Source organism: Streptomyces sp. NPDC017246, from assembly GCF_044331325.1.
Classification (GTDB): Bacteria; Actinomycetota; Actinomycetes; order Streptomycetales; family Streptomycetaceae; genus Streptomyces.
In genome coordinates, this window is record NZ_JBIRMW010000005.1 from 366144 (window position 1) to 387446 (window position 21303).

At 71.9% G+C, this 21303-nt stretch carries 13 protein-coding genes; 9 read left to right on the forward strand and 4 right to left on the reverse strand.

Annotation, left to right across the window (positions count from 1 at the left end; translation table 11 throughout):
- Window positions 1–100 precede the first annotated feature (100 nt).
- Entirely contained in the window at window positions 101–3658 is a 3558-nt protein-coding gene (gene smc, locus ACH4MY_RS14660; RefSeq protein WP_398002411.1) for a chromosome segregation protein SMC, read from the forward strand.
- 207 nt (window positions 3659–3865) lie between these two features.
- Entirely contained in the window at window positions 3866–5296 is a 1431-nt protein-coding gene (locus tag ACH4MY_RS14665; protein ID WP_398002414.1) for a sugar porter family MFS transporter, read from the forward strand.
- Window positions 5297–5413: 117 nt separating this feature from the next.
- On the opposite strand, the gene ACH4MY_RS14670 is transcribed toward ACH4MY_RS14665, so the two are convergent.
- Both ACH4MY_RS14670 and ACH4MY_RS14675 read right to left on the reverse strand, forming a co-directional pair.
- Window positions 5414–6385: an LLM class flavin-dependent oxidoreductase gene (locus ACH4MY_RS14670; RefSeq protein WP_398002416.1), complete on the reverse strand. Its 972-nt coding sequence runs from the start codon at window positions 6383–6385 to the stop codon at window positions 5414–5416.
- Between the two features lie 73 nt (window positions 6386–6458).
- The gene (locus tag ACH4MY_RS14675; protein ID WP_398002419.1) at window positions 6459–7916 is read right to left on the reverse strand and encodes a cytosine permease; all 1458 of its coding nucleotides are present in this window, start codon (window positions 7914–7916) and stop codon (window positions 6459–6461) included.
- An 86-nt stretch (window positions 7917–8002) separates the two neighbouring features.
- Here ACH4MY_RS14675 and ftsY point away from each other — a divergent pair, with 86 nt between their 5' ends.
- Entirely contained in the window at window positions 8003–9226 is a 1224-nt protein-coding gene (ftsY, locus tag ACH4MY_RS14680) for a signal recognition particle-docking protein FtsY (protein WP_398002422.1), read from the forward strand.
- A 67-nt stretch (window positions 9227–9293) separates the two neighbouring features.
- Here ftsY and ACH4MY_RS14685 read toward each other — a convergent pair whose 3' ends face one another.
- Complete coding sequence (locus tag ACH4MY_RS14685) at window positions 9294–9947, reverse strand: bifunctional DNA primase/polymerase (protein WP_398002425.1); 654 nt, start codon at window positions 9945–9947, stop codon at window positions 9294–9296.
- Window positions 9948–10373: 426 nt separating this feature from the next.
- Between ACH4MY_RS14685 and ACH4MY_RS14690 the strand changes: the two genes are divergently transcribed.
- The 6 genes from ACH4MY_RS14690 to ftsH all read left to right on the forward strand — a co-directional run bounded on the left by ACH4MY_RS14690 (window position 10374) and on the right by ftsH (window position 20160).
- A complete protein-coding gene (locus ACH4MY_RS14690) occupies window positions 10374–11849 on the forward strand; it encodes a hypothetical protein (RefSeq protein ID WP_398002428.1) in 1476 nt (491 codons plus the stop codon).
- A gap of 327 nt (window positions 11850–12176) precedes the next feature.
- On the forward strand, window positions 12177–13523 hold the full coding sequence (locus ACH4MY_RS14695) for an ammonium transporter (protein WP_398002431.1): 1347 nt from the start codon (window positions 12177–12179) through the stop codon (window positions 13521–13523).
- Window positions 13520–13858 carry a P-II family nitrogen regulator gene (locus ACH4MY_RS14700; RefSeq protein WP_069170469.1) on the forward strand — a complete coding sequence of 113 codons (339 nt, stop codon included), beginning with the start codon at window positions 13520–13522 and terminating at the stop codon, window positions 13856–13858. Before ACH4MY_RS14695 ends, ACH4MY_RS14700 begins: the two co-directional genes overlap by 4 nt.
- Window positions 13859–13878: 20 nt before the next feature.
- Window positions 13879–16359, forward strand: coding sequence for a [protein-PII] uridylyltransferase (locus ACH4MY_RS14705; RefSeq protein WP_398002434.1), 2481 nt, complete (start codon window positions 13879–13881; stop codon window positions 16357–16359).
- Window positions 16360–16490: 131 nt separating this feature from the next.
- Entirely contained in the window at window positions 16491–18044 is a 1554-nt protein-coding gene (gene ffh, locus ACH4MY_RS14710; RefSeq protein WP_398002437.1) for a signal recognition particle protein, read from the forward strand.
- A gap of 193 nt (window positions 18045–18237) precedes the next feature.
- A complete protein-coding gene (gene ftsH / locus ACH4MY_RS14715; protein WP_398002440.1) occupies window positions 18238–20160 on the forward strand; it encodes an ATP-dependent zinc metalloprotease FtsH in 1923 nt (640 codons plus the stop codon).
- Between the two features lie 107 nt (window positions 20161–20267).
- On the opposite strand, the gene ACH4MY_RS14720 is transcribed toward ftsH, so the two are convergent.
- Window positions 20268–20993: a methyltransferase type 11 gene (locus tag ACH4MY_RS14720; RefSeq protein WP_398002443.1), complete on the reverse strand. Its 726-nt coding sequence runs from the start codon at window positions 20991–20993 to the stop codon at window positions 20268–20270.
- Between the last annotated feature and the right edge of the window lie 310 nt (window positions 20994–21303).

Sequence of the window (21303 nt, forward strand, 5' to 3'; positions counted from 1 at the left end):
CTTTCACCCGCCGTTTCCCCCACGTCCCACCCCTCCTCATCCGAGGATCTGCCCTGCACCTTCGCGGGTGAAACGCACACGCCCCGGTAGAGTCCCCGGGGTGCACCTCAAGGCCCTGACCCTCCGCGGATTCAAATCGTTCGCCTCGGCCACGACCCTGCGGTTCGAACCAGGAATCACCTGTGTCGTGGGCCCGAACGGATCGGGCAAGTCCAATGTGGTGGACGCCCTGTCCTGGGTCATGGGCGAGCAGGGCGCCAAGTCGCTGCGCGGCGGCAAGATGGAGGACGTCATCTTCGCCGGCACGACCGGGCGCCCGCCGCTCGGCCGTGCCGAGGTCTCCCTCACCATCGACAACTCCGACGGCGCGCTGCCCATCGACTACGCCGAGGTCACCCTCACCCGGATCATGTTCCGCGGCGGCAGCAGCGAGTACCAGATCAACGGCGACACCTGCCGGCTGCTCGACTTCCAGGACCTGCTCTCCGACTCCGGCATCGGACGCGAGATGCACGTCATCGTCGGGCAGGGCCAGCTCGACTCCGTGCTGCACGCCGACCCGATGGGCCGCCGCGCCTTCATCGAGGAGGCCGCCGGCGTCCTCAAGCACCGCAAGCGCAAGGAGAAGGCGCTGCGGAAGCTGGACGCGATGCAGGCCAACCTCGCGCGCGTGCAGGACCTCACCGACGAACTGCGCCGCCAGCTCAAGCCCCTCGGCCGGCAGGCCGCCGTCGCCCGCCGCGCCGTCGTCATCCAGGCCGACCTGCGCGACGCGCGGCTCCGCCTCCTCGCCGACGACCTCGCCCACCTCCAGCGGGCCCTGACCGCCGAGGTCGCCGACGAGGCCGCCCTCCTCGCCCGCAAACAGGCCACCGAGAACGAGCTCCGGGCCGCACTCGCCCGCGAGGCCGAGCTCGACGCGGAGGCCCGCGCCCTGGTGCCCCGCCTCGAACGGGCCCGGCAGAACTGGTACGCCCTCTCCCAGCTCGCCGAACGCGTCCGCGGCACGGTCTCCCTGGCCGACGCGCGCGTGAAGAGCGCCGCCGCCGCGCCCGCCGAGGAGCGCCGCGGCCGCGACCCCGAGGACCTGGAGCGCGAGGCGTCCCGCGTCCGCGAACAGGAGGCGGAGCTGGAAGCCGCCCTGGAGGCGGCCGAACGCGCCCTGGAGGACACCGTCGCCCACCGCGCCGAGCTCGAACAGGCGCTGGCGGCCGAGGAACGCCGCCTCAAGGACCTCGCCCGCGCCCTCGCCGACCGGCGCGAGGGACTCGCCCGCCTCCACGGCCAGGTCAACGCCGCCCGCTCGCGGGCCTCCTCCGCCCAGGCCGAGATCGACCGGCTCGCCGCCGCCCGCGACGAGGCGGGGGAGCGGGCGGTCACCGCCCAGGAGGAGTACGAGCAGCTCAAGGCGGAGGTGGACGGCCTCGACGCGGCGGACACCGAACAGGGCGAGCGGTACGAGGCCGCCCGCCGCGAACTGGCCGAGGCGGAGACCGCGCTGAGCGCCGCCCGCGAGGCCGCCGCCACCGCCGAACGCCGCCGCGCCGCGACCCGGGCCCGGCACGAGACCCTCGCCCTCGGACTGCGCCGCAAGGACGGCACGGGCGCGCTGCTCACCGCCGGACTCAGCGGACTCCTCGGCCCCGCGGCCGAACTCCTCACCGTCACCCCGGGGTACGAGATCCCCGTCGCCGCGGCCCTCGGCGCCGCCGCCGACGCGGTCGCCGCCTCCGGGCCCTCCGCCGCCGCCGAGGCCCTTCGCCTGCTGCGCAAGCAGGACGCGGGCCGCGCCTCGCTCCTCCTGGCCGGAGCCCCGGAACCCGACCCCTCCCACGAGGCGAGGTTCCCCGCCGCCGGGGGACACGCCTACGCCGCCGACCTCGTGCGGGGACCCGGTGAACTCATGGGCGCCGTCCGCCGGTTGCTCGCCGGTGTCGTGGTCGTCGGCGACCTGGACGAGGCCGCCGAACTGGTCAGGACCCGGCCCGCGCTGACCGCCGTCACCGCCGAGGGCGACCTGCTCGGGGCGCACTTCGCCCAGGGCGGCTCCGCCGGGGCGCCGAGCCTCCTCGAAGTCCAGGCCTCGGTCGCCGAGGCCGCCGCCGAGCTCGACGAACTGGCCGTACGATGCGAGGAGTCGGCGACCGCGCAGGCCGAGGCCGACGACCGTCGCCGTACCGCCGCCGCGCTCGTCGAGGAACTCGACACCCGACGCCGTACCGCCGAACGCGAGAAGTCCACCGTCGCCCAGCAGCTCGGGAGGCTCGCCGGACAGGCCAGGGGAGCGGCGGGGGAGGCCGAGCGGACCGCGGCGGCCGCCGCCCGCGCCCAGGAGGCCCTGGAGCGGGCGACCGCCGAGGCGGAGGAGCTGGCCGAGCGGCTGCTCGTGGCCCAGGAGGCGGCCGCCTTCGGGGAGGGCGGGGACGAGGAGCCCGACACCGCCACCCGGGACCGGCTCGCGATCGACGGCTCCAACGCGCGCCAGACCGAGATGGAGGCACGACTCCAGGTCCGCACCCACGAGGAGCGGGTCAAGGCACTCGCCGGGCGGGCCGACTCGCTCGACCGGGCCGCCCGCGCCGAACGGGAGGCACGCGCGCGTGCCGAGCGGCGCAGGGCACGGCTGCGCCACGAGGAGCGGGTGGCGGGAGCGGTCGCCGCCGGAGCCCGCGGACTCCTGGCCCATGTCGAGGTCTCCCTCGTCCGCGCCGAGCGGGAGCGGGTCGCGGCCCAGTCGGCCAGGGCCGACCGGGAGGAGGGCCTGACGGCCGCCCGGAACCGGGGCCGGGATCTCAAGTCCGAGCTCGACAAGCTGACCGACTCCGTCCACCGGGGCGAGGTGCTCGGCGCCGAGAAGCGCCTGAGGATCGAGCAGCTGGAGGCGAAGGCCCTGGAGGAGTTCGGTGTGGAGGCGGCCGCGCTGGTCGCCGAGTACGGTCCGGAGCAGCTCGTACCGCCCTCGCCCGCCGTCGAGGGGGAGGACGCGGGAGCCGACGAGCCGCGCCCCTTCATCCGTTCGGAGCAGGAGAAGCGTCTCAGGGCCGCCGAACGGGCGTACCACCAGCTCGGCAAGGTCAACCCGCTGGCCCTGGAGGAGTTCGCGGCCCTGGAGGAGCGGCACCGCTTCCTCTCCGAGCAGCTGGAGGACCTGAAGAAGACCCGGACCGATCTGCTTCAGGTCGTGAAGGAGGTCGACCTGAGGGTCGAGCAGGTCTTCACCGAGGCGTACCGGGACACGGCCCGGGAGTTCGAGGGAGTCTTCTCGCGGCTCTTCCCGGGCGGCGAGGGCCGGCTGGTCCTGACCGACCCCGACAACATGCTCACCACCGGTGTCGAGGTGGAGGCCCGTCCGCCCGGCAAGAAGGTCAAGCGGCTGTCGCTGCTCTCCGGCGGCGAGCGCTCCCTCACGGCCGTGGCGCTGCTCGTCTCGATCTTCAAGGCGCGCCCCAGCCCGTTCTATGTGATGGACGAGGTCGAGGCGGCGCTCGACGACACCAACCTCCAGCGGCTGATCCGGCTCATGCGGGAACTCCAGGAGTCCTCGCAGCTGATCGTGATCACCCACCAGAAGCGGACGATGGAGGTCGCGGACGCGCTGTACGGAGTGTCCATGCAGGGTGACGGCGTCTCGAAGGTCATCAGTCAGCGTCTCCGCTGAGCAGCATCTTGTTCAAGTATTGAACTCAATCCATCTCGTAGTGCTGATTAAGTCACATGACATCGCCTCTTGACTTCGAAACTTGAAGGCATAGTCTCTGCAACGTTGCTTTTACCTTCACGTGGTGGGCGGCGTGAAGTTGTGCGCCACTGGAAGGGCTTGCCCCCCACCGTTCCGGCTAACCCGCCGGAGCCCGTAGGAGTCCATGTGACCAGCACCGCGCAGGCGCCCCCGCCGCCGTCCGAAGGCCGGGCGGCTCACCCCGACCACCTCGGCCACGTCATCTTCATCACGGCCTCCGCCGCGATGGGCGGCTTCCTCTTCGGCTACGACAGCTCCGTCATCAACGGTGCCGTCGAGGCGATCCGCGACCGCTACGACATCGGCTCCGGCACCCTCGCCCAGGTCATCGCCATCGCCCTCATCGGCTGTGCCATCGGCGCCGCCACCGCGGGGCGGATCGCCGACCGCATCGGCCGCATCCGCTGCATGCAGATCTCCGCGGTGCTCTTCGCCGTCAGCGCCGTGGGCTCCGCACTGCCCTTCGCCCTCTGGGACCTGGCCCTCTGGCGGATCATCGGCGGCTTCGCCATCGGCATGGCCTCCGTCATCGGCCCCGCGTACATCGCCGAGGTCGCCCCCGCCGCCTACCGCGGCCGCCTCGGCTCCTTCCAGCAGGCCGCGATCGTCATCGGCATCGCCATCTCCCAGCTGGTCAACTACGGCATCCTCCAGCTCGCCGACGGCGACCAGCGCGGCGAGATCGGCGGCCTGGAAGCCTGGCAGTGGATGCTCGGCGTGATGGTCGTGCCCGCGCTCCTCTACGGCATGCTCTCCTTCGCGATCCCGGAGTCCCCCCGCTTCCTGATCTCCGTGGGCAGGATCGACCGGGCCAAGGAGGTGCTCGCCGAGGTCGAGGGCAAGGGCGTCGACCTCGACCACCGCGTCGCCGAGATCGACAAGGCCATGCGCAGCGAGCACAAGTCCACCTTCAAGGACCTGATGACCGCGGGCTCCCGCTTCAAGCTGCTGCCCATCGTCTGGGTCGGCATCGGACTCTCGGTCTTCCAGCAGCTCGTCGGCATCAACGTCGCGTTCTACTACTCCTCGACCCTCTGGCAGTCCGTCGGCATCGACCCGTCGAGCTCGTTCTTCTACTCGTTCACCACGTCGATCATCAACATCATCGGCACCGTGATCGCGATGGTCCTGGTCGACCGGGTCGGCCGCAAGCCGCTCGCCCTCGTCGGCTCCGTCGGCATGGCGATCGCCCTCGCCGTCGAGGCCTGGGCCTTCTCCGCCGACCTCGTCGACGGCAAACTGCCCGAGACCCAGGGCGTCGTCGCCCTCGTCGCCGCCCATGTCTTCGTGCTCTTCTTCGCCCTCTCGTGGGGCGTGGTGGTCTGGGTCTTCCTCGGCGAGATGTTCCCCAACCGGATCCGCGCCGCCGCCCTCGGCGTCGCCGCCTCCGCCCAGTGGATCGCCAACTGGGCCATCACCGCCAGCTTCCCGTCCCTCGCGGACTGGAACCTCTCCGGGACCTACATCATCTACACGGTCTTCGCCGTGCTCTCGATCCCCTTCGTGCTCAGGTACGTCAAGGAGACCAAGGGCAAGGCGTTGGAGGAGATGGGCTAATCCCCGCTGCCCCTCTCCTCACCCACGGAACTGCCCCGGCCCGAGGCCTCACGCCTTGAGCCGGGGCAGTACGCCGTCACCCGGGGCCTCTCGGCGGTGCGCCGTGACCGGACGCCCTCACGCCTCCAGCCGGGGCAGTACGTCCTCGCAGAACAGCCGCAGGCTCCGCCACCCCTCCTCGACCGGCATCCCGCCGCACAGCGGATGCAGCACCAGACTCTCCAGACCGAGCGTCAGGCACTCGTCCGGGGTCACGACCCGGTACACCCCCTCCGCCCGCAGCTCCGCCACCGTCGTCGCCGCCGACCGCACCGCCGAGCGGATGTCCTTCGACTGCCAGGAGGCGTACGTCCGCGCCTCGTGCAGGAAGTGCTCCCCGTACTCCGCCCAGGTCCGGTCCGGGTCCTCCGAGAGGTGCAGCAGAGGGGTCACCTCGGCCGGCATCATCGTCCAGCCCTCCGTGCCGTACTCCGCGCACCGCTCCCGGTAGTACGTCTCCAGCTCCGGCAGATGCGCGCTCGGGAAGAACGGCAGCCCGAGCCGGGCCGCCCGCCGCGCCGCCGCCCGTGAGGAACCCCCGACCAGGAGCATCGGATGCGGCTGGGTGAAGGGCCGCGGGGTGACCCGTACGGTCCGGCCCCGATAGGTGAACGGCTCCCCGGTCCAGGCCGTGAGCAGGGTCTCCAGGAGCAGGTCCTGGAGCTTGCCGCGCCGCCCCCAGTCGACCCCGCGCTCCTCGTACTCCTCCGGCCGGTAGCCGATCCCCGCCACGGTCACCAGGCGTCCGCCGCTCAGCAGGTCGAGGACCGCGATGTCCTCGGCGAGCCGCAGCGGGTCGTGCAGCGGCCCGATGATCGCCGACACCGTCACCGCGATCCGCTCCGTGGCGCCGAAGACCGCGCCCGCGAAGGCGAAGGGGGAGGGCAGCCAGTTGTTCGCGACCCCGTGGTGCTCCTCGGTCTGCACGGTGTCGACCCCGTGCCGGTCGGCGTGGGCGGCCATCCCGACGGCGGCCCGGTAGCGGGCCGAGAGGGATTCGGGGGTCGCGTGCGGGTCGACGAGGTTGAACCGTACGACTGTGAAGGGCATGGGAAGTCCCCCTCCGCGAGTGGGATGCCGGCGAAGGGGGGACAGTATCTGACGCAGCGTCAGATGAGAACGGTCAGACGGAAACGGTCTCGCGCACCCCGGCCGGCTCCACCGGAGCCTTCCCGGGCGTCCGCGGCAGTACGGCGTACAGCACGCCCGCCACCACGATCGTCGCCGCCCAGCCCAGACCGTTCTCGCCGATCCACGAGGAGGCGAGCGGACCGGAGAACCAGTCGACCTTCGTGAACAGCAGCCCCACGAGCAGGGCGACCGCCCACGCCGTCATCGCCTGCCAGGCGAATCCGCCCCGGTACCAGTACGCACTGGTCCGGGTGGTGTCCATCAGCGCCACCGCGTCGTACGACCGCCGCCGCAGCATGTCCACGCCGAAGACGCCGATCCAGGCCGAGAACGCCACCGCGAGCAGCGTCAGGAAGGAGATGAACGAACCGATGAAGCTGGTCGCCACCACCATCAGCAGGAAGCCGAAGACCAGGCTGATCACCGCGTTCACGCTGACCGCCGCCGCACGCGACACCTTGATGCCCAGGGTCTGCGCGGTGAACCCGGCCGAGTACATCGACATCGAGTTGATCAGCAGCATCCCGAGCAGGGCGATCACCAGGTACGGCACCGAGATCCACATCGGCAGCAGCTCGCCGATGAAGGAGACCGGGTCCTGCGCCGAGGCCAGGTCCGGCGTGGACACCGCCATCACCGCACCCATGAGCACCATCGGCAGGACCACGATCCCGGCGCCGCCGACCGTCGAGCCGACCATCGCCCTCGACGAGGCCGTACGGGGCAGATAGCGGGTGAAGTCCGGGCCCGAGGGGACCCAGCTGATGCCGCCGGCCGCGATCGTGCCGATGCCCGCGACCATCATGGCCGTCGAACCGGCCGGCTTGTCGAAGACCGCCGACCACTCCGTGTTCGCCACCAGATAGACGAGGACGAGCACCGAGAAGGCGCCGAAGAGGTAGGTGGACCACTTGCTGCACAGCCGCAGCGCGTTGATCCCGAGCCCCGAGACCAGGAACGTGCAGGTGACGAAGAGCAGCAGCGTCACCACGATGAGGAGGGTGTTCGACTTCACGCCGAAGAGCAGGTCGAGGACGGTCAGCACCGCGTAGGCGCCGGTCACCGCGTTGATGGTCTCCCAGCCCCAGCGGGCCACCCAGATCAACGCCCCGGGAAAAAGGTTTCCGCGCTGGCCGAAGACGGCCCGCGACAGCGCCATCCCGGGCGCGCCGCCCCGCTTCCCCGCGATCGAGATCAGACCGACGATCCCGTACGACAGCACGGGCGCGGCGATCGCCACGGTCAGGACCTGCCAGAAGTTCAGTCCGTTGAAGACGATCAGGCCCGCGCCCATCGTGAGCAGCAGCACACTGATGTTGGCGGCGACCCAGGTCGGGAACAGCTCGCGGACCCGGCCGGTCCGCTCGGCGTCGGGGACGGGTTCGAGACCTCGGGTCTCCATGGCGCCGTCGTGCGTCGCGCCTGCGGCTTCGGAGGCGTCGTGGGGCATGGGGGTACTCCGTACAGATGTGGGGGGAACCCACCCAGCGTACGTGCTCCGTCTCCGGACGCTTCTTGGCCGATACTGGTCAGGTTATGGAACTCATCCTTGCTGTAGTCATCGCTCTGGTCGTCGCGGTCGCCGTGACGAGCGGGCTCGTGATCAGCGGCCGCAAGAAGAAGCAGCTGCCGCCGGCCGAGCCGCCGTCCACCACGCCGACCATCACCGCTCCGCCCGCCGAACCGCATGTCGGCGAGGAGGCGGAGACGCCGCGGGAGGAACCACGCCGCACGGTCGAGGAGGTCGAACTCCCCGCCGAGGAGGCCGTCGAGACGCCGGCCGCCGTCGAGGACCCCGTCGTCGCCGAGCCCGTCGCTCCCGAGATCGAGATCCCGGAGCCCACCGCCGGCCGTCTCGTACGGCTCCGGGCCCGGCTCGCCCGCTCGCAGAACTCGCTCGGCAAGGGGCTGCTCACGCTCCTGTCCCGCGAGCACCTCGACGAGGACACCTGGGAGGAGATCGAGGAGACCCTTCTCACGGCCGACGTGGGCGTCGCTCCCACCCAGGAGCTCGTCGAGCGGCTGCGCGAGCGGGTCCGGGTCCTCGGCACCCGCACCCCCGAGGAGCTGCGCGGTCTGCTCCGCGAGGAGCTCGTCGCGCTCCTCGGCCCCGACCTCGACCGCACGGTGAGGACCGACAGCCCGGCGGACGTCCCGGGCGTGGTCATGGTCGTCGGGGTCAACGGCACCGGCAAGACCACCACCACCGGCAAGCTGGCCCGCGTCCTCGTCGCCGATGGCAAGTCCGTCGTCCTCGGCGCGGCCGACACCTTCCGTGCCGCCGCCGCCGACCAGCTACAGACCTGGGGCGAGCGCGTCGGCGCCCGCACCGTCCGCGGCCCGGAGGGCGGCGACCCGGCGTCGATCGCCTTCGACGCGGTCAAGGAGGGCATCGCGGAGGGCGCCGACGTCGTCCTCATCGACACCGCGGGCCGGCTCCACACCAAGACCGGCCTCATGGACGAGCTCGGCAAGGTCAAGCGGGTCGTCGAGAAGCACGGCCCGCTCGACGAGATCCTGCTCGTCCTCGACGCCACCACCGGCCAGAACGGCCTGACCCAGGCCCGGGTCTTCGCCGAGGTCGTCGACATCACCGGCATCGTGCTGACCAAGCTCGACGGCACCGCCAAGGGCGGCATCGTCGTCGCCGTCCAGCGCGAGCTGGGCGTCCCGGTCAAGCTGATCGGCCTGGGCGAGGGCCCGGACGACCTGGCCCCCTTCGAGCCGGGCGCCTTCGTCGACGCCCTGATCGGCGACTGACGCCTCGTACGCTACGTGGAAGGGCCCTCGCCACCAGGTGGCGAGGGCCCTTCCACGTAGCGGGGTCTCAGAAGTGGGTGCGGTGGCAGATGTACGCCAGGGTGCCGAGCAGCAGCCGCGCCTGCGGCGGTGCGCCCGCCGTGTCCAGGGTCGGCGGCCGCAGCCAGCGCACCGGCCCCAGCCCGCCCAGATCCGACGGGGGAGCGGTGATGTGACTCCCCGGCCCCAGACAGTGCAGGTCCAGATCGGCGTCGTCCCAGCCCATCCGGTAGAGCAGCTGCGGCAGCTCCGCCGCCGCCCCGGGCGCCACGAAGAACCGCGCCCGGCCGGTCGGTGTCGCGCACACCGGCCCCAGCGGCAGCCCCATGCGCTCCAGGCGCACGAGCGCCCGCCGGCCCGCCGCCTCGGCGACCTCGATCACGTCGAAGGCCCTGCCCACCGGCAGCATCAGCGCCGCGCCGGGGTACTCCGCCCACGCCTTGGTCGCGTCGTCGAGGCCGGCGCCCGCCGGGACCGGTTCCGCGAAGGAGAGGGGGTGCGCTCCCGGGGCCGTACACGCCGGATCCCCGCACGAGCACTGGCCGGAGACGGCCCGAGCCCCGGGGACCACGTCCCAGCCCCACAGTCCTGTGTACTCCGCCACCGCGGTGCACTCCGTGGTGCGTACGCGGCGGCGTGCGCCGGACCGCATCTCACGAATGCCGCCGATCGTGAAACCCATGCCCCCTCCAACGGGTCGAGCGCGCCGGTGGTTACGACCCGGAGCACCGTCGTCACCCTTCGTCACGAATCCGTCGCCCCATGTGGCGTGCGGTCGTGCTGGGGGTGGTGCGGGCCGGAGCGCGCGCCTCTCCGCGCATCCGTCCGCCGACTCCGGTTCGTCGCATGTCAAGTGAATCGTGTTCCGAGGGCGGCGAGTTCATTCGAAGGGGTGGCGAATGGTGGCGCTTCTTGAATCGCCCTCGTGGACGGGTGATCGTAGGATTACTTTCGGTACTCGAACCCCGGGGCCGCTTGCGCACGCGGGTATGCCGGAGGCAACCCGGTTTCCAGTTCGAAGGAGTGCGAACTCCGGACGCCTGCCGCGAGACACGGCATTCTGATAGGGGTTCGCACGACAGGCAATCAGGTGGATGGGGGCGTTCCAGTGGGCGGCAACGGCGCAGACGGTACGACTGCCGGCAAGCGCCCGAACGAGCAGCTGGGCTCGTGGTTCGTGCGCAGCGGCTGGTCCAAGGGCGAACTCGCACGTCAGGTGAACCGGCGGGCGCGCCAGATGGGCGCCCACCACATCTCCACCGACACCTCGCGCGTACGCCGCTGGCTCGACGGCGAGCAGCCGCGCGAACCCATCCCGCGCATCCTCTCCGAGCTGTTCTCCGAGCGCTTCGGCTCCGTCGTCGCCGTCGAGGACCTCGGTCTGCGCACCGCCCACCAGTCGCCCTCCGTCTCCGGCGTCGACCTGCCCTGGGCCGGACCGCAGACCGTCGCCCTGCTCAGCGAGTTCTCCCGCAGCGACCTGATGCTCGCCCGCCGCGGCTTCCTCGGCTCGTCCCTGTCGCTCGCCGCGGGACCCGCCCTCATCGAACCGATGCAGCGCTGGCTCGTCCCCACCCCCGTCGGCGACATCGAGCGCCCCGACACGCTCGCCGACGCCCGCCGCCCCAACCGGCTCTCCGAGATCGAGCTCGACCTCCTCGAATCCACCACCGCCATGTTCCGTAAGTGGGACGCCCAGTGCGGCGGCGGACTGCGCCGCAAGGCCGTCGTCGGACAACTCCACGAGGTCACCGACCTCCTCCAGGAACCCCAGCCCGCCGCCACCGCAAGGCGCCTCTTCACCTGCGCCGCCGAACTCGCCGAACTCGCCGGCTGGATGAGCTACGACGTGGGCCTCCAGCCCACCGCCCAGAAGTACTTCGTGCTCGCCCTGCACGCCGCCAAGGAAGCCGGCGACAAGCCCCTCGGCTCGTACATCCTGTCCTCGATGAGCCGCCAGATGATCCACCTCGGCCGGCCCGACGACGCCCTCGAACTCATCCATCTCGCCCAGTACGGCAGTCGGGACTGCGCCACCGCCCGCACCCAGGCCATGCTGTATGCGATGGAAGCCCGCGCCTACGCCAACATGGGCCAGCCCTCCAAGTGCAAGCGGGCCGTTCGGATGGCCGAGGACACCTTCTCCGACGTCGGCCTCGACGGCGAGCCCGAGCCCGACTGGATCGGCTTCTTCTCCGAGGCCGAGCTCAACGGCGAGAACTCCCACTCCTACCGCGACCTCGCCTACGTCGCCGGACGCTCCCCGACCTACGCCTCGCTCGCCGAGCCCGTCATGGAGCGGGCCGTCGAACTCTTCGAGAAGGACGCCGACCACCAGCGGTCGTACGCCCTCAACCTCATCGGCATGGCCACCGTCCACCTCCTCAAGCGCGAGCCCGAGCAGTCCGTCGTCCTCGCCGAGAAGGCCCTCGGCGTCGCCCGGAGCATCCGGTCCGAGCGGGTCAACACCCGACTCCGCAAGACCGTCGACCACGCCGCCCGCAACTACAGCGACGTCGCCGAGGTCGTCCAGCTCACCGACCGGCTCACCCAGCTCCTGCCCGAGGCCGCCGAAGCGGTCTGACCCCACCCGGCGCCCCCACGCCCCCGTACTCCGGCCGCGCCGGACGTCCCGTACTGCCCGACTCGGCTCCCCCGCCGCAAGGTCACACGGACGCCCGGCGCGGTCGGTTTCCCTTGTGCACACGGCCCCGGCGTCACCTCGCCGTGACACAGCCGTTCACGGTCGCGTAACACGCCCCACCCCTTCGTCACGGCTCCGAAACATCGTGCGGCATCGACGGAAACCGCGCTGCGCGAATCTCTGGCGCATAACCGGCCACCCCTCACGGCCGAACCGCTCTCCGGCCCCGCCCCCGCACAGGCCGCATCCGACGACGAGGAGACGCCGATGGCACCAGCCATCACGACCCTGGCAGCAGACGCCCCCGAGCTGTCTGCCGCCAACACCGGGTTCATGCTCATCTGCTCCGCCCTGGTCATGCTGATGACCCCGGCACTCGCCTTCTTCTACGGAGGCATGGTCCGCGTCAAGTCCACCCTCAACATGCTGATGATGAGCTTCATCAGCCTCGGGATCGTCACGATCCTCTGGGTGCTCTTCGGCTTCAGCCTCGCCTTCGGCACCGACGTCGGCTCGATCATCGGCTGGTCCTCCGACTACGTCGGTCTCAGCGGCATCGGCGTCACCGAACTGTGGGACGGCTACACCATCCCGGTGTACGTCTTCGCCGTCTTCCAGCTGATGTTCGCCATCCTCACCCCGGCCCTCATCAGCGGCGCCCTCGCCGACCGCGTCAAGTTCACCGCCTGGGCCCTCTTCATCACCCTCTGGGTCACCGTCGTCTACTTCCCCGTCGCCCACTGGGTCTGGGGCGCGGGCGGCTGGCTCTTCGAGATGGGCGTCATCGACTTCGCCGGCGGCACGGCGGTCCACATCAACGCCGGTGCCGCGGCCCTCGGCGTGATCCTCGTCATCGGCAAGCGCGTCGGCTTCAAGAAGGACCCGATGCGCCCGCACAGCCTCCCCCTGGTGATGCTCGGCGCCGGTCTCCTCTGGTTCGGCTGGTTCGGCTTCAACGCCGGCTCGTGGCTCGGCAACGACGACGGCGTCGGCGCCGTGATGTTCGTCAACACCCAGGTCGCCACCGCCGCCGCCATGCTCGCCTGGCTCGCCTACGAGAAGATCCGCCACGGCTCCTTCACCACCCTCGGCGCCGCCTCCGGCGCCGTCGCCGGCCTCGTCGCCATCACCCCGTCCGGCGGCGCCGTCAGCCCCCTCGGCGCGATCGCCATCGGCGTCATCGCCGGCCTGCTCTGCGCCATGGCCGTCGGCCTCAAGTACAAGTTCGGCTACGACGACTCCCTCGACGTCATCGGCGTCCACCTCGTCGGCGGTGTCCTCGGCTCCCTCCTCGTCGGCCTCTTCGCCACCGGCGGCGTCCAGTCCGACGCCAAGGGCCTCTTCTACGGCGGCGGCCTCGACCAGCTCGGCAAGCAGGCCGTCGGCGTCTTCGCCGTCCTCGCCTACTCTCTGATCGCCTCCGCGATCCTCGCGCTGATCATCGACAAGACGATGGGCATGAGGGTCAGCGAGGACGACGAGGTCTCCGGCATCGACCAGGTCGAGCACGCCGAGACCGCGTACGACTTCAGCGGAGCCGGCGGCGGCGCGTCCTCGCGCTCCACCGCCGCCCCCGCCCCGGCCGTCACGGAGAACAAGAAGGTGGACGCATGAAGCTCATCACCGCGGTCGTGAAGCCGCACCGGCTCGACGAGATCAAGGAGGCCCTCCAGGCGTTCGGCGTCCAGGGCCTCACCGTCACCGAAGCCAGCGGCTACGGCCGCCAGCGCGGCCACACCGAGGTCTACCGGGGCGCCGAGTACACCGTCGACCTGGTCCCCAAGATCCGCATCGAGGTCCTCGTCGAGGACGAGGACGCCGAACAGCTCATCGACGTCGTCGTGAAGGCCGCCCGAACCGGCAAGATCGGAGACGGCAAGGTGTGGAGCGTGCCGGTCGAGACCGCCGTAAGGGTCCGCACCGGCGAGCGCGGTCCGGACGCACTGTAAGCACACGAAGGAGCCGCCGGGTGACGAGCCTCGAAGTCAGCGAAGAGACCGAAGAATCGGGACCCGGCGGTTACGCGGCGGCCCGGCTGCTCCTCCTCCACGAGAAGGAGCGGTCCGGGCCGCCGCGCCGTACCGCCCTCTCCCGGCTCACCGACGACTGGCTGTCCGGACTCTTCACGGCCGCCGCGCCACCCCGAGGAGTCGCCCTCGTCGCCGTCGGCGGCTACGGCCGCGGCGAACTCTCCCCCCGCAGCGACCTCGACCTCCTCCTGCTCCACGACGGCAGCGCCGACAAGGCCGCGATCGCCGCCCTCGCCGACCGGATCTGGTACCCCGTCTGGGACCTCGGGCTCGCCCTCGACCACTCCGTCCGCACCCCCGCCGAAGCCCGCGCCACCGCCACCGAGGACCTCAAGGTCCACCTCGGGCTCCTCGACGCCCGGCCCGTCGCCGGAGACCACGGACTCGTCGCCGCCCTCCGCACCACCGTCCTCGCCGACTGGCGCAACCAGGCCCCCGGACGGCTGCCCGAACTCGACGAACTCTGCCGGGAACGCGCCGAACGCATGGGCGAACTGCAGTTCCTCCTCGAACCCGACCTCAAGGAGGCCAGAGGCGGACTCCGCGACGCCCAGGCCCTCCGCGCCGTCGCCGCCTCCTGGCTCGCCGACGCACCCCGCGAAGGCCTCGACGGCGCCCGCCGACGCCTCCTCGACGCCCGCGACGCCCTCCACCTCACCACCGGCCGCGCCACCGACCGCCTCGCCCTCCAGGAACAGGACGCCGTCGCCCGCGAACTCGGCCTCCTCGACGCCGACACCCTGCTCCGCGAGGTCTACGAGGCCGCCCGGACCATCTCGTACGCCACCGACGTCACCTGGCGCGAGGTCAACCGCGTCCTCAAGGCCCGCTCCGCCCGGCCCCGCCTCCGCACCCTCCTCGGCGGTCGCTCCGGCGGCCGCGCCGGCGCCGGAAAACCACCCGTGGAACGCACCCCGCTCGCCGAAGGCGTCGTCGAGATGGACGGCGAAGTCGTCCTCGCCCGCACCGCACGGCCCGAACGCGACCCCGTCCTGCCCCTGCGGGCCGCCGCCGCGGCCGCCCAGTCCGCCCTGCCGATCTCCCTCCACGCCGTACGCCGCCTCGCCGCCACCGCCAAACCCCTCCCCGTGCCCTGGCCCGCCGAGGCCCGCGAGGAGCTCGTCACCCTCCTCGGCGCCGGCGAGGCCACCGTCCCCGTCTGGGAAGCCCTCGAAGCCGAGGGGATCGTCACCCAGCTCCTCCCCGACTGGGAACGCGTCCGCTGCCGCCCCCAGCGCAACCCCGTCCACACCTGGACCGTCGACCGCCACCTCGTCGAGACCGCCGTCCGCGCCTCCTCGCTCACCCGCCGCGTCGGCCGCCCCGACCTCCTCCTCGTCGCCGCCCTCCTCCACGACATCGGCAAGGGCTGGCCCGGCGACCACTCCGTCGCCGGCGAGACCATCGCCCGCGACCTCGCCACCCGCATCGGCTTCGACCGCACCGACGTCGCCACCCTCGCCACCGCCGTCCGCCACCACCTGCTCCTCGTCGAGACCGCCACCCGCCGCGACCTCGACGACCCCGCCACCGTCCGTGCCGTCGCCACCGCCGTCGGCACCGTCGGCACCCTGGAACTCCTGCACGCCCTCACCGAGGCCGACGCCCTCGCCACCGGACCCGCGGCCTGGTCCTCCTGGCGCGCCTCACTCGTCGCCGACCTCGTCAAACGCGTCGCCGGAGTCCTCGCCGGCGAAACCCCGCCCGACCCCGAGGCCGCCGCCCCCAGCGCCGAACAGGAACGCCTCGCCATCGAGGCCCTGCGCACCGGCGAACCCGTCCTCGCCCTCCACACCCGGACCGAACAGCCCGTGGAACCCGAGGCCGACGCCGACGGCTCCGAACCCGTCGGCGTGGAACTCGTCATCGCCCTGCCCGACCAGCCCGGAGTCCTCCCCGCCGTCGCCGGAGTCCTCGCCCTGCACCGGCTCACCGTCCGCGCCGCCGACCTCCGCGCCGTCGAGCTCCCCACCGGACTCGGCACCGGCTCCGGACCCGTCCTCGTCCTCGACTGGCGGGTCGCCGCCGAGTACGGCTCCCTGCCCGAGGCCGCCCGCCTCCGCGCCGACCTCGTCCGCGCCCTCGACGGCTCCCTCGACATCCCCGCCCGCCTCGCCGAACGCGAGGCCGCCTACCCCCGCCGCCGCGGCCTCACCGCCCCGCCGCCCCGCGTCACCGTCGCCGCCGCCGACTCACGCCTCGCCACCGTCATCGAAGTCCGCGCCCAGGACGCCCCCGGCCTCCTCCACCGCATCGGCCGCGCGCTTGAGGGCGCCGAGGTCCGGGTGCGCAGCGCACATGTGTCGACACTCGGCGCGAACGCCGTCGACACCCTGTACGTGACCCGGCCCGACGGCTCCCTCCTCCCCGACGAGGAGGCGATCGACCTGGCCCGGACCCTGGAGTCGGCGCTCCGCTGATCTCCCGGACCGATGCCCCGGTCCACACGCCCCCGCGCGCCGGATTCGGCGGGCGGGGGCACACACTTCGAGCGGCCCGATACCCTGGAGGGCAGTCCGACCGCCCCCGACACCGAGGATCCGCGACCGCCGTGTTCGATACCCTCTCCGACCGCCTTGCAGCGACCTTCAAGAACCTCCGCGGCAAGGGCCGTCTGTCCGAGGCGGACATCGACGCCACCGCGCGCGAAATCCGTATCGCGCTGCTCGAAGCGGATGTCGCCCTGCCGGTCGTCCGGTCCTTCATCAAGCAGGTCAAGGAGCGCGCCTCCGGGATCGAGGTCTCCCAGGCCCTGAACCCGGCCCAGCAGGTCATCAAGATCGTCAACGAGGAGCTCATCGGCATCCTCGGCGGCGAGACCCGACGCCTGCGGTTCGCCAAGACCGCCCCGACCGTGATCATGCTCGCCGGTCTCCAGGGTGCCGGTAAGACCACCCTCGCCGGAAAGCTCGGCCTCTGGCTCAAGAGCCAGGGCCACTCCCCGCTGCTCGTCGCCTGCGACCTCCAGCGCCCCAACGCCGTCACCCAGCTCGGCGTGGTCGCCGAGCGCGCGGGCGTCGCCTTCTACGGCCCCCAGCCGGGCAACGGCGTCGGCGACCCGGTCCAGGTCGCGAAGGACTCGATCGAGTACGCCCGCACCAAGATGTTCGACGTCGTCGTCGTCGACACCGCCGGCCGCCTCGGCATCGACCAGGAGCTGATGCAGCAGGCCGCGGACATCCGCGACGCCGTCAGCCCCGACGAGGTCCTCTTCGTCGTCGACGCCATGATCGGCCAGGACGCGGTCAACACCGCCGAGGCCTTCCGCGACGGCGTCGGCTTCGACGGCGTCGTGCTCTCCAAGCTCGACGGCGACGCGCGCGGTGGTGCCGCGCTCTCCATCGCGCACGTCACCGGCAAGCAGATCATGTTCGCCTCCAACGGCGAGAAGCTGGACGAGTTCGACGCGTTCCACCCGGACCGCATGGCGTCCCGCATCCTCGGCATGGGCGACATGCTCTCCCTCATCGAGAAGGCGCAGCAGACCTTCGACGAGGAAGAGGCCGCCAAGATGGCCTCCAAGCTCGCGTCGAAGAAGGGCCAGGAGTTCACGCTCGACGACTTCCTGGCGCAGATGGAGCAGGTCCGCAAGATGGGCTCCATCTCGAAGCTGCTCGGCATGCTCCCCGGCATGGGCCAGATGAAGGAGCAGATCGCCAACATCGACGAGCGGGACGTCGACCGCACGGCCGCGATCATCAAGTCGATGACCCCGGCCGAGCGCCACGACCCGACCGTCATCAACGGCTCCCGCCGCGCCCGTATCGCCAAGGGTTCGGGCGTCGAGGTCAGCGCGGTCAAGGGTCTGGTCGAGCGGTTCTTCGAGGCCCGCAAGATGATGTCCCGCATGGCCCAGGGCGGCGGCCTCCCCGGCATGCCGGGCATGCCGGGCATGGGTGGCGGCCCCGGCCGTCAGAAGAAGCAGATCAAGCAGGCCAAGGGCAAGCGCAAGAGCGGCAACCCGATGAAGCGCAAGGCCGAGGAGCAGGCCGCCGCCGAGCGCCGCGACCAGGCGCAGCAGGGCGGCGCCTTCGGCCTCCCGGCGCCCGGGCAGGCCCCGAAGGACTTCGAGCTGCCCGACGAGTTCAAGAAGTTCATGAGCTGACCTCGGTCGGCCTTCGGCATCGGGCCGAAGACGTCGTCGGCCGGCTCGATGCCGATCCGGCCGGCCGCGTGTGGAGGGGCCCGGGGCGGTGCGAAACCGCCCCGGGCCCCTTCTCACCCCTGCGCACCGTCCGCGATGCCGGGTTCGTCCCGCTCTTCGATACTGGGGCCACAGCCGCCCCGAGGAGAGCCCTGTGGCCAACCCCGTACCGCCGCGCGACCGGACCGACCAGCCCTGGCGCTCGGAAGGGGCACCGCCGCCCCCGTCACCGAAGCGGAAGATGCCGGGCGGCTGGGGCGGTCTCATCCTCACCGCGCTCGTCGTGTACCTCATCGCCAACATCGTCCTGTCGTTCTTCAACGAGGGCGACGGGCCGACGATCTCGTACACCGAGTTCGACAAGCAGGTCGCCGCCGGGAACGTCACCAAGATCTACTCCAAGGGCGACGCGATCCAGGGGCAGCTCAAGAACAAACAGCCCGTCCCCGACGGCGACGGCGACTACACCAAGTTCACCACCCAGCGCCCCGCCTTCGCCGACGACGACCTGTGGGCGCAGCTGACCAAGCAGAACGTCGTCGTCACCGCCGAGCCGGTCGTCCAGGAGCGCAGCTTCCTCGCCAACCTCCTCATCTCGCTCGCGCCGATGCTGCTGCTCGTCCTGCTGTGGGTGTTCATCGCCCGCCGCATGAGCTCCGGCATGGGCGGCGCGGGCGGCATGCTCGGCCGCAAGGCCCCGCCCAAACCCGTCGAGCTGGAGGCCGGCGCCCAGCGCACCACCTTCGCCGACGTGGCCGGCATCGACGAGGTCGAGGGCGAGCTCAACGACGTCGTCGACTTCCTCAAGAACCCGCAGGCCTACCGCGAGATGGGCGCCAAGATGCCCCGCGGCGTGCTCCTCGCCGGCCCGCCCGGCACCGGCAAGACCCTCCTCGCCCGCGCCGTCGCCGGCGAGGCCGGAGTGCCGTTCTTCTCCGCCTCCGCCTCCGGGTTCATCGAGATGATCGTGGGCGTCGGCGCCTCCCGGGTGCGCGAACTCTTCGCCGAGGCCCGCAAGGTCGCCCCCGCGATCATCTTCATCGACGAGATCGACACCATCGGCCGGGCCCGCGGCGGCGGCTCCGGCATGGGCGGGCACGACGAACGCGAACAGACCCTCAACCAGATCCTCACCGAGATGGACGGCTTCACCGGCTCCGAAGGGGTCATCGTCCTCGCCGCCACCAACCGCGCCGACGTCCTCGACCCCGCCCTCACCCGCCCCGGCCGCTTCGACCGGATCGTGCACGTCAACCCGCCCGACCGAGGCGGCCGCGAGGCCATCCTCAAGATCCACACCCGGGAGATCCCGCTCGCCAAGGACGTCGACCTGGCACACGTCGCCCGCACCACCCCCGGCATGACCGGCGCCGAACTCGCCAACCTCGCCAACGAGGCCGCCCTCCTCGCGGTCAAACGCGACCAGCGGGCCGTCACCCGTTCCGACCTCTCCGACGCCCTGGAGAAGGTCCAGCTCGGCGCGGAACGCCCCCTCGTGATGCCCGCGGAGGAACGCCGCCGCACCGCCTACCACGAGAGCGGCCACGCCCTCCTCGGCATGCTCCAGCCCGGCGCCGACCCCGTCCGCAAGATCACCATCGTGCCGCGCGGCCGCGCCCTCGGCGTCACCCTCTCCACCCCGGACTCCGACAAGTACGCCTACACCGAGGACTATCTGCGCGGCCGGATCATCGGCGCCCTCGGCGGCATGGCCGCCGAACAGGTCGTGTTCGGCGTGATCACCACCGGCGCCGAGAGCGACCTGGAGCAGGTCACCAACATCGCCCGGGGCATGGCGGGACGCTGGGGCATGAGCGAGCGCGTCGGCCGCCTCACCGCCATCCCGAGCGACGCCCAGCAGGCGTACGGGCTCTCGGCGGCCCCCGCGACCCTCGACACCGTCGACGCCGAGATGCGCCGCATCGTCGACGAGTGCTACGAGCGCGCCCTGCGCCAGCTCCGCGAGCACCGCGACCAGCTGGACGCACTGGCCGCCGCGCTCCTGGAGAACGAGACCCTGGAGGAGGCCGCCGCCTACCGAGCGGCGGGCATCACCCGCGCGGGCCGCGAGGACTGAGCGGGCACCCGCCGCGCCGGCGGCCGCACCTGACGCGCTCCTGCGGCCCCCGCCGCACCCCTACGGCCCCCGCCGCACCCGCCGCACCGGCCGCACCTGACGAACTCCTACCGCACCCGGGCGACGACGTACCGGAAGACGTTCGGCATCCACACCGTGCCGTCCGCGCGCACGTACGGGGCGAGCGCCTCCTCGATCTCCTTCTCCACCTGGGAGAGCTCGGTCGCCCGTACGGCCTCGTCGAAGACACCCGTCGACAGCAGCCCGCGTACCGCGCTGCCCTCGTTCGCGTACCCGAAGGGGCAGGCGACCCGCCCCGAACCGTCCACCCGCAGCCCCGCACCGGCCACCAGACCGTCCAGGTCCGTCCGCAGCGGCGGCCGGCGGTCCGCGAGACGCGCGCCGACCCGCAGCACCGGCTCCGTGGAGCACCGTTCCGGCGGCCCCCACCCGGCGAGCACGACCACCGTGCCCGACTGCGCCGTCCGGGTGAACGCCGCCAGCTCGGGGAGAAGCCCGTCCGTCGTGTGGAAGGCCGTGACCACGTCGTACGGGACACCCTCCGGGGGTTCCTCCGTGACCGTCACGTCCTCCGGGAGCCGCTCCCTGGCGAGTTCCACGCGCGCGTGGTCACGGTCCGCGCCGGCCACCCGGGCGCCGCGCGCCGCCGCCATGAGAAGGGCCAGGCCGGAGCCGCAGCGGAGGCCCAGGACCCGGGTCCCGGCGCCCACACCGAGACGGTCGTACACCGCCTCGTAGAGCGGGACGAGCATCCGTTCCTGGATCTCGGCCCAGTCGCGCGCGGGGTGGTGCGGGACGAGCGTAGGTGTCATGGAAAAGTGCCCCAATCCGTGCTCGGACGACAGCCCCCCGTAGTCAGGGAACTGCGCATCCCGGGTCGCGTCCAGTGCTCGCACCGCACCGATTCGCCCCGGAGAGGGATGTGTGCGCGACCGTGCGCCCCGACCCGGTAGTGTCCCTGCCACGCTTCCCGCCCGGATCGGCGGACGTCCCCCTCAGGAGAGCGCGCGCACCACCGCCGCACGCCGGGGCGTATGCGCTACTACGCACCAGCTTGACGCCGCCCGCGTGACTTCTCCGCAGATCGGCGCACTGGCCCTCGTCACGACACATCAACGGCAA

Bases quoted from the DNA above. Each gene is read 5' to 3' on its own strand.
- ACH4MY_RS14700 (WP_069170469.1), top strand. From the start codon at position 13,520: ATGAAGCTCATCACCGCGGTCGTGAAGCCGCACCGGCTCGACGAGATC.
- ACH4MY_RS14695 (WP_398002431.1), top strand. From the start codon at position 12,177: ATGGCACCAGCCATCACGACCCTGGCAGCAGACGCCCCCGAGCTGTCT.
- ACH4MY_RS14670 (WP_398002416.1), bottom strand. From the start codon at position 6,385: ATGCCCTTCACAGTCGTACGGTTCAACCTCGTCGACCCGCACGCGACC.
- ACH4MY_RS14675 (WP_398002419.1), bottom strand. From the start codon at position 7,916: ATGCCCCACGACGCCTCCGAAGCCGCAGGCGCGACGCACGACGGCGCC.
- ftsY (WP_398002422.1), top strand. From the start codon at position 8,003: ATGGAACTCATCCTTGCTGTAGTCATCGCTCTGGTCGTCGCGGTCGCC.
- ACH4MY_RS14685 (WP_398002425.1), bottom strand. From the start codon at position 9,947: ATGGGTTTCACGATCGGCGGCATTCGTGAGATGCGGTCCGGCGCACGC.
- ACH4MY_RS14720 (WP_398002443.1), bottom strand. From the start codon at position 20,993: ATGACACCTACGCTCGTCCCGCACCACCCCGCGCGCGACTGGGCCGAG.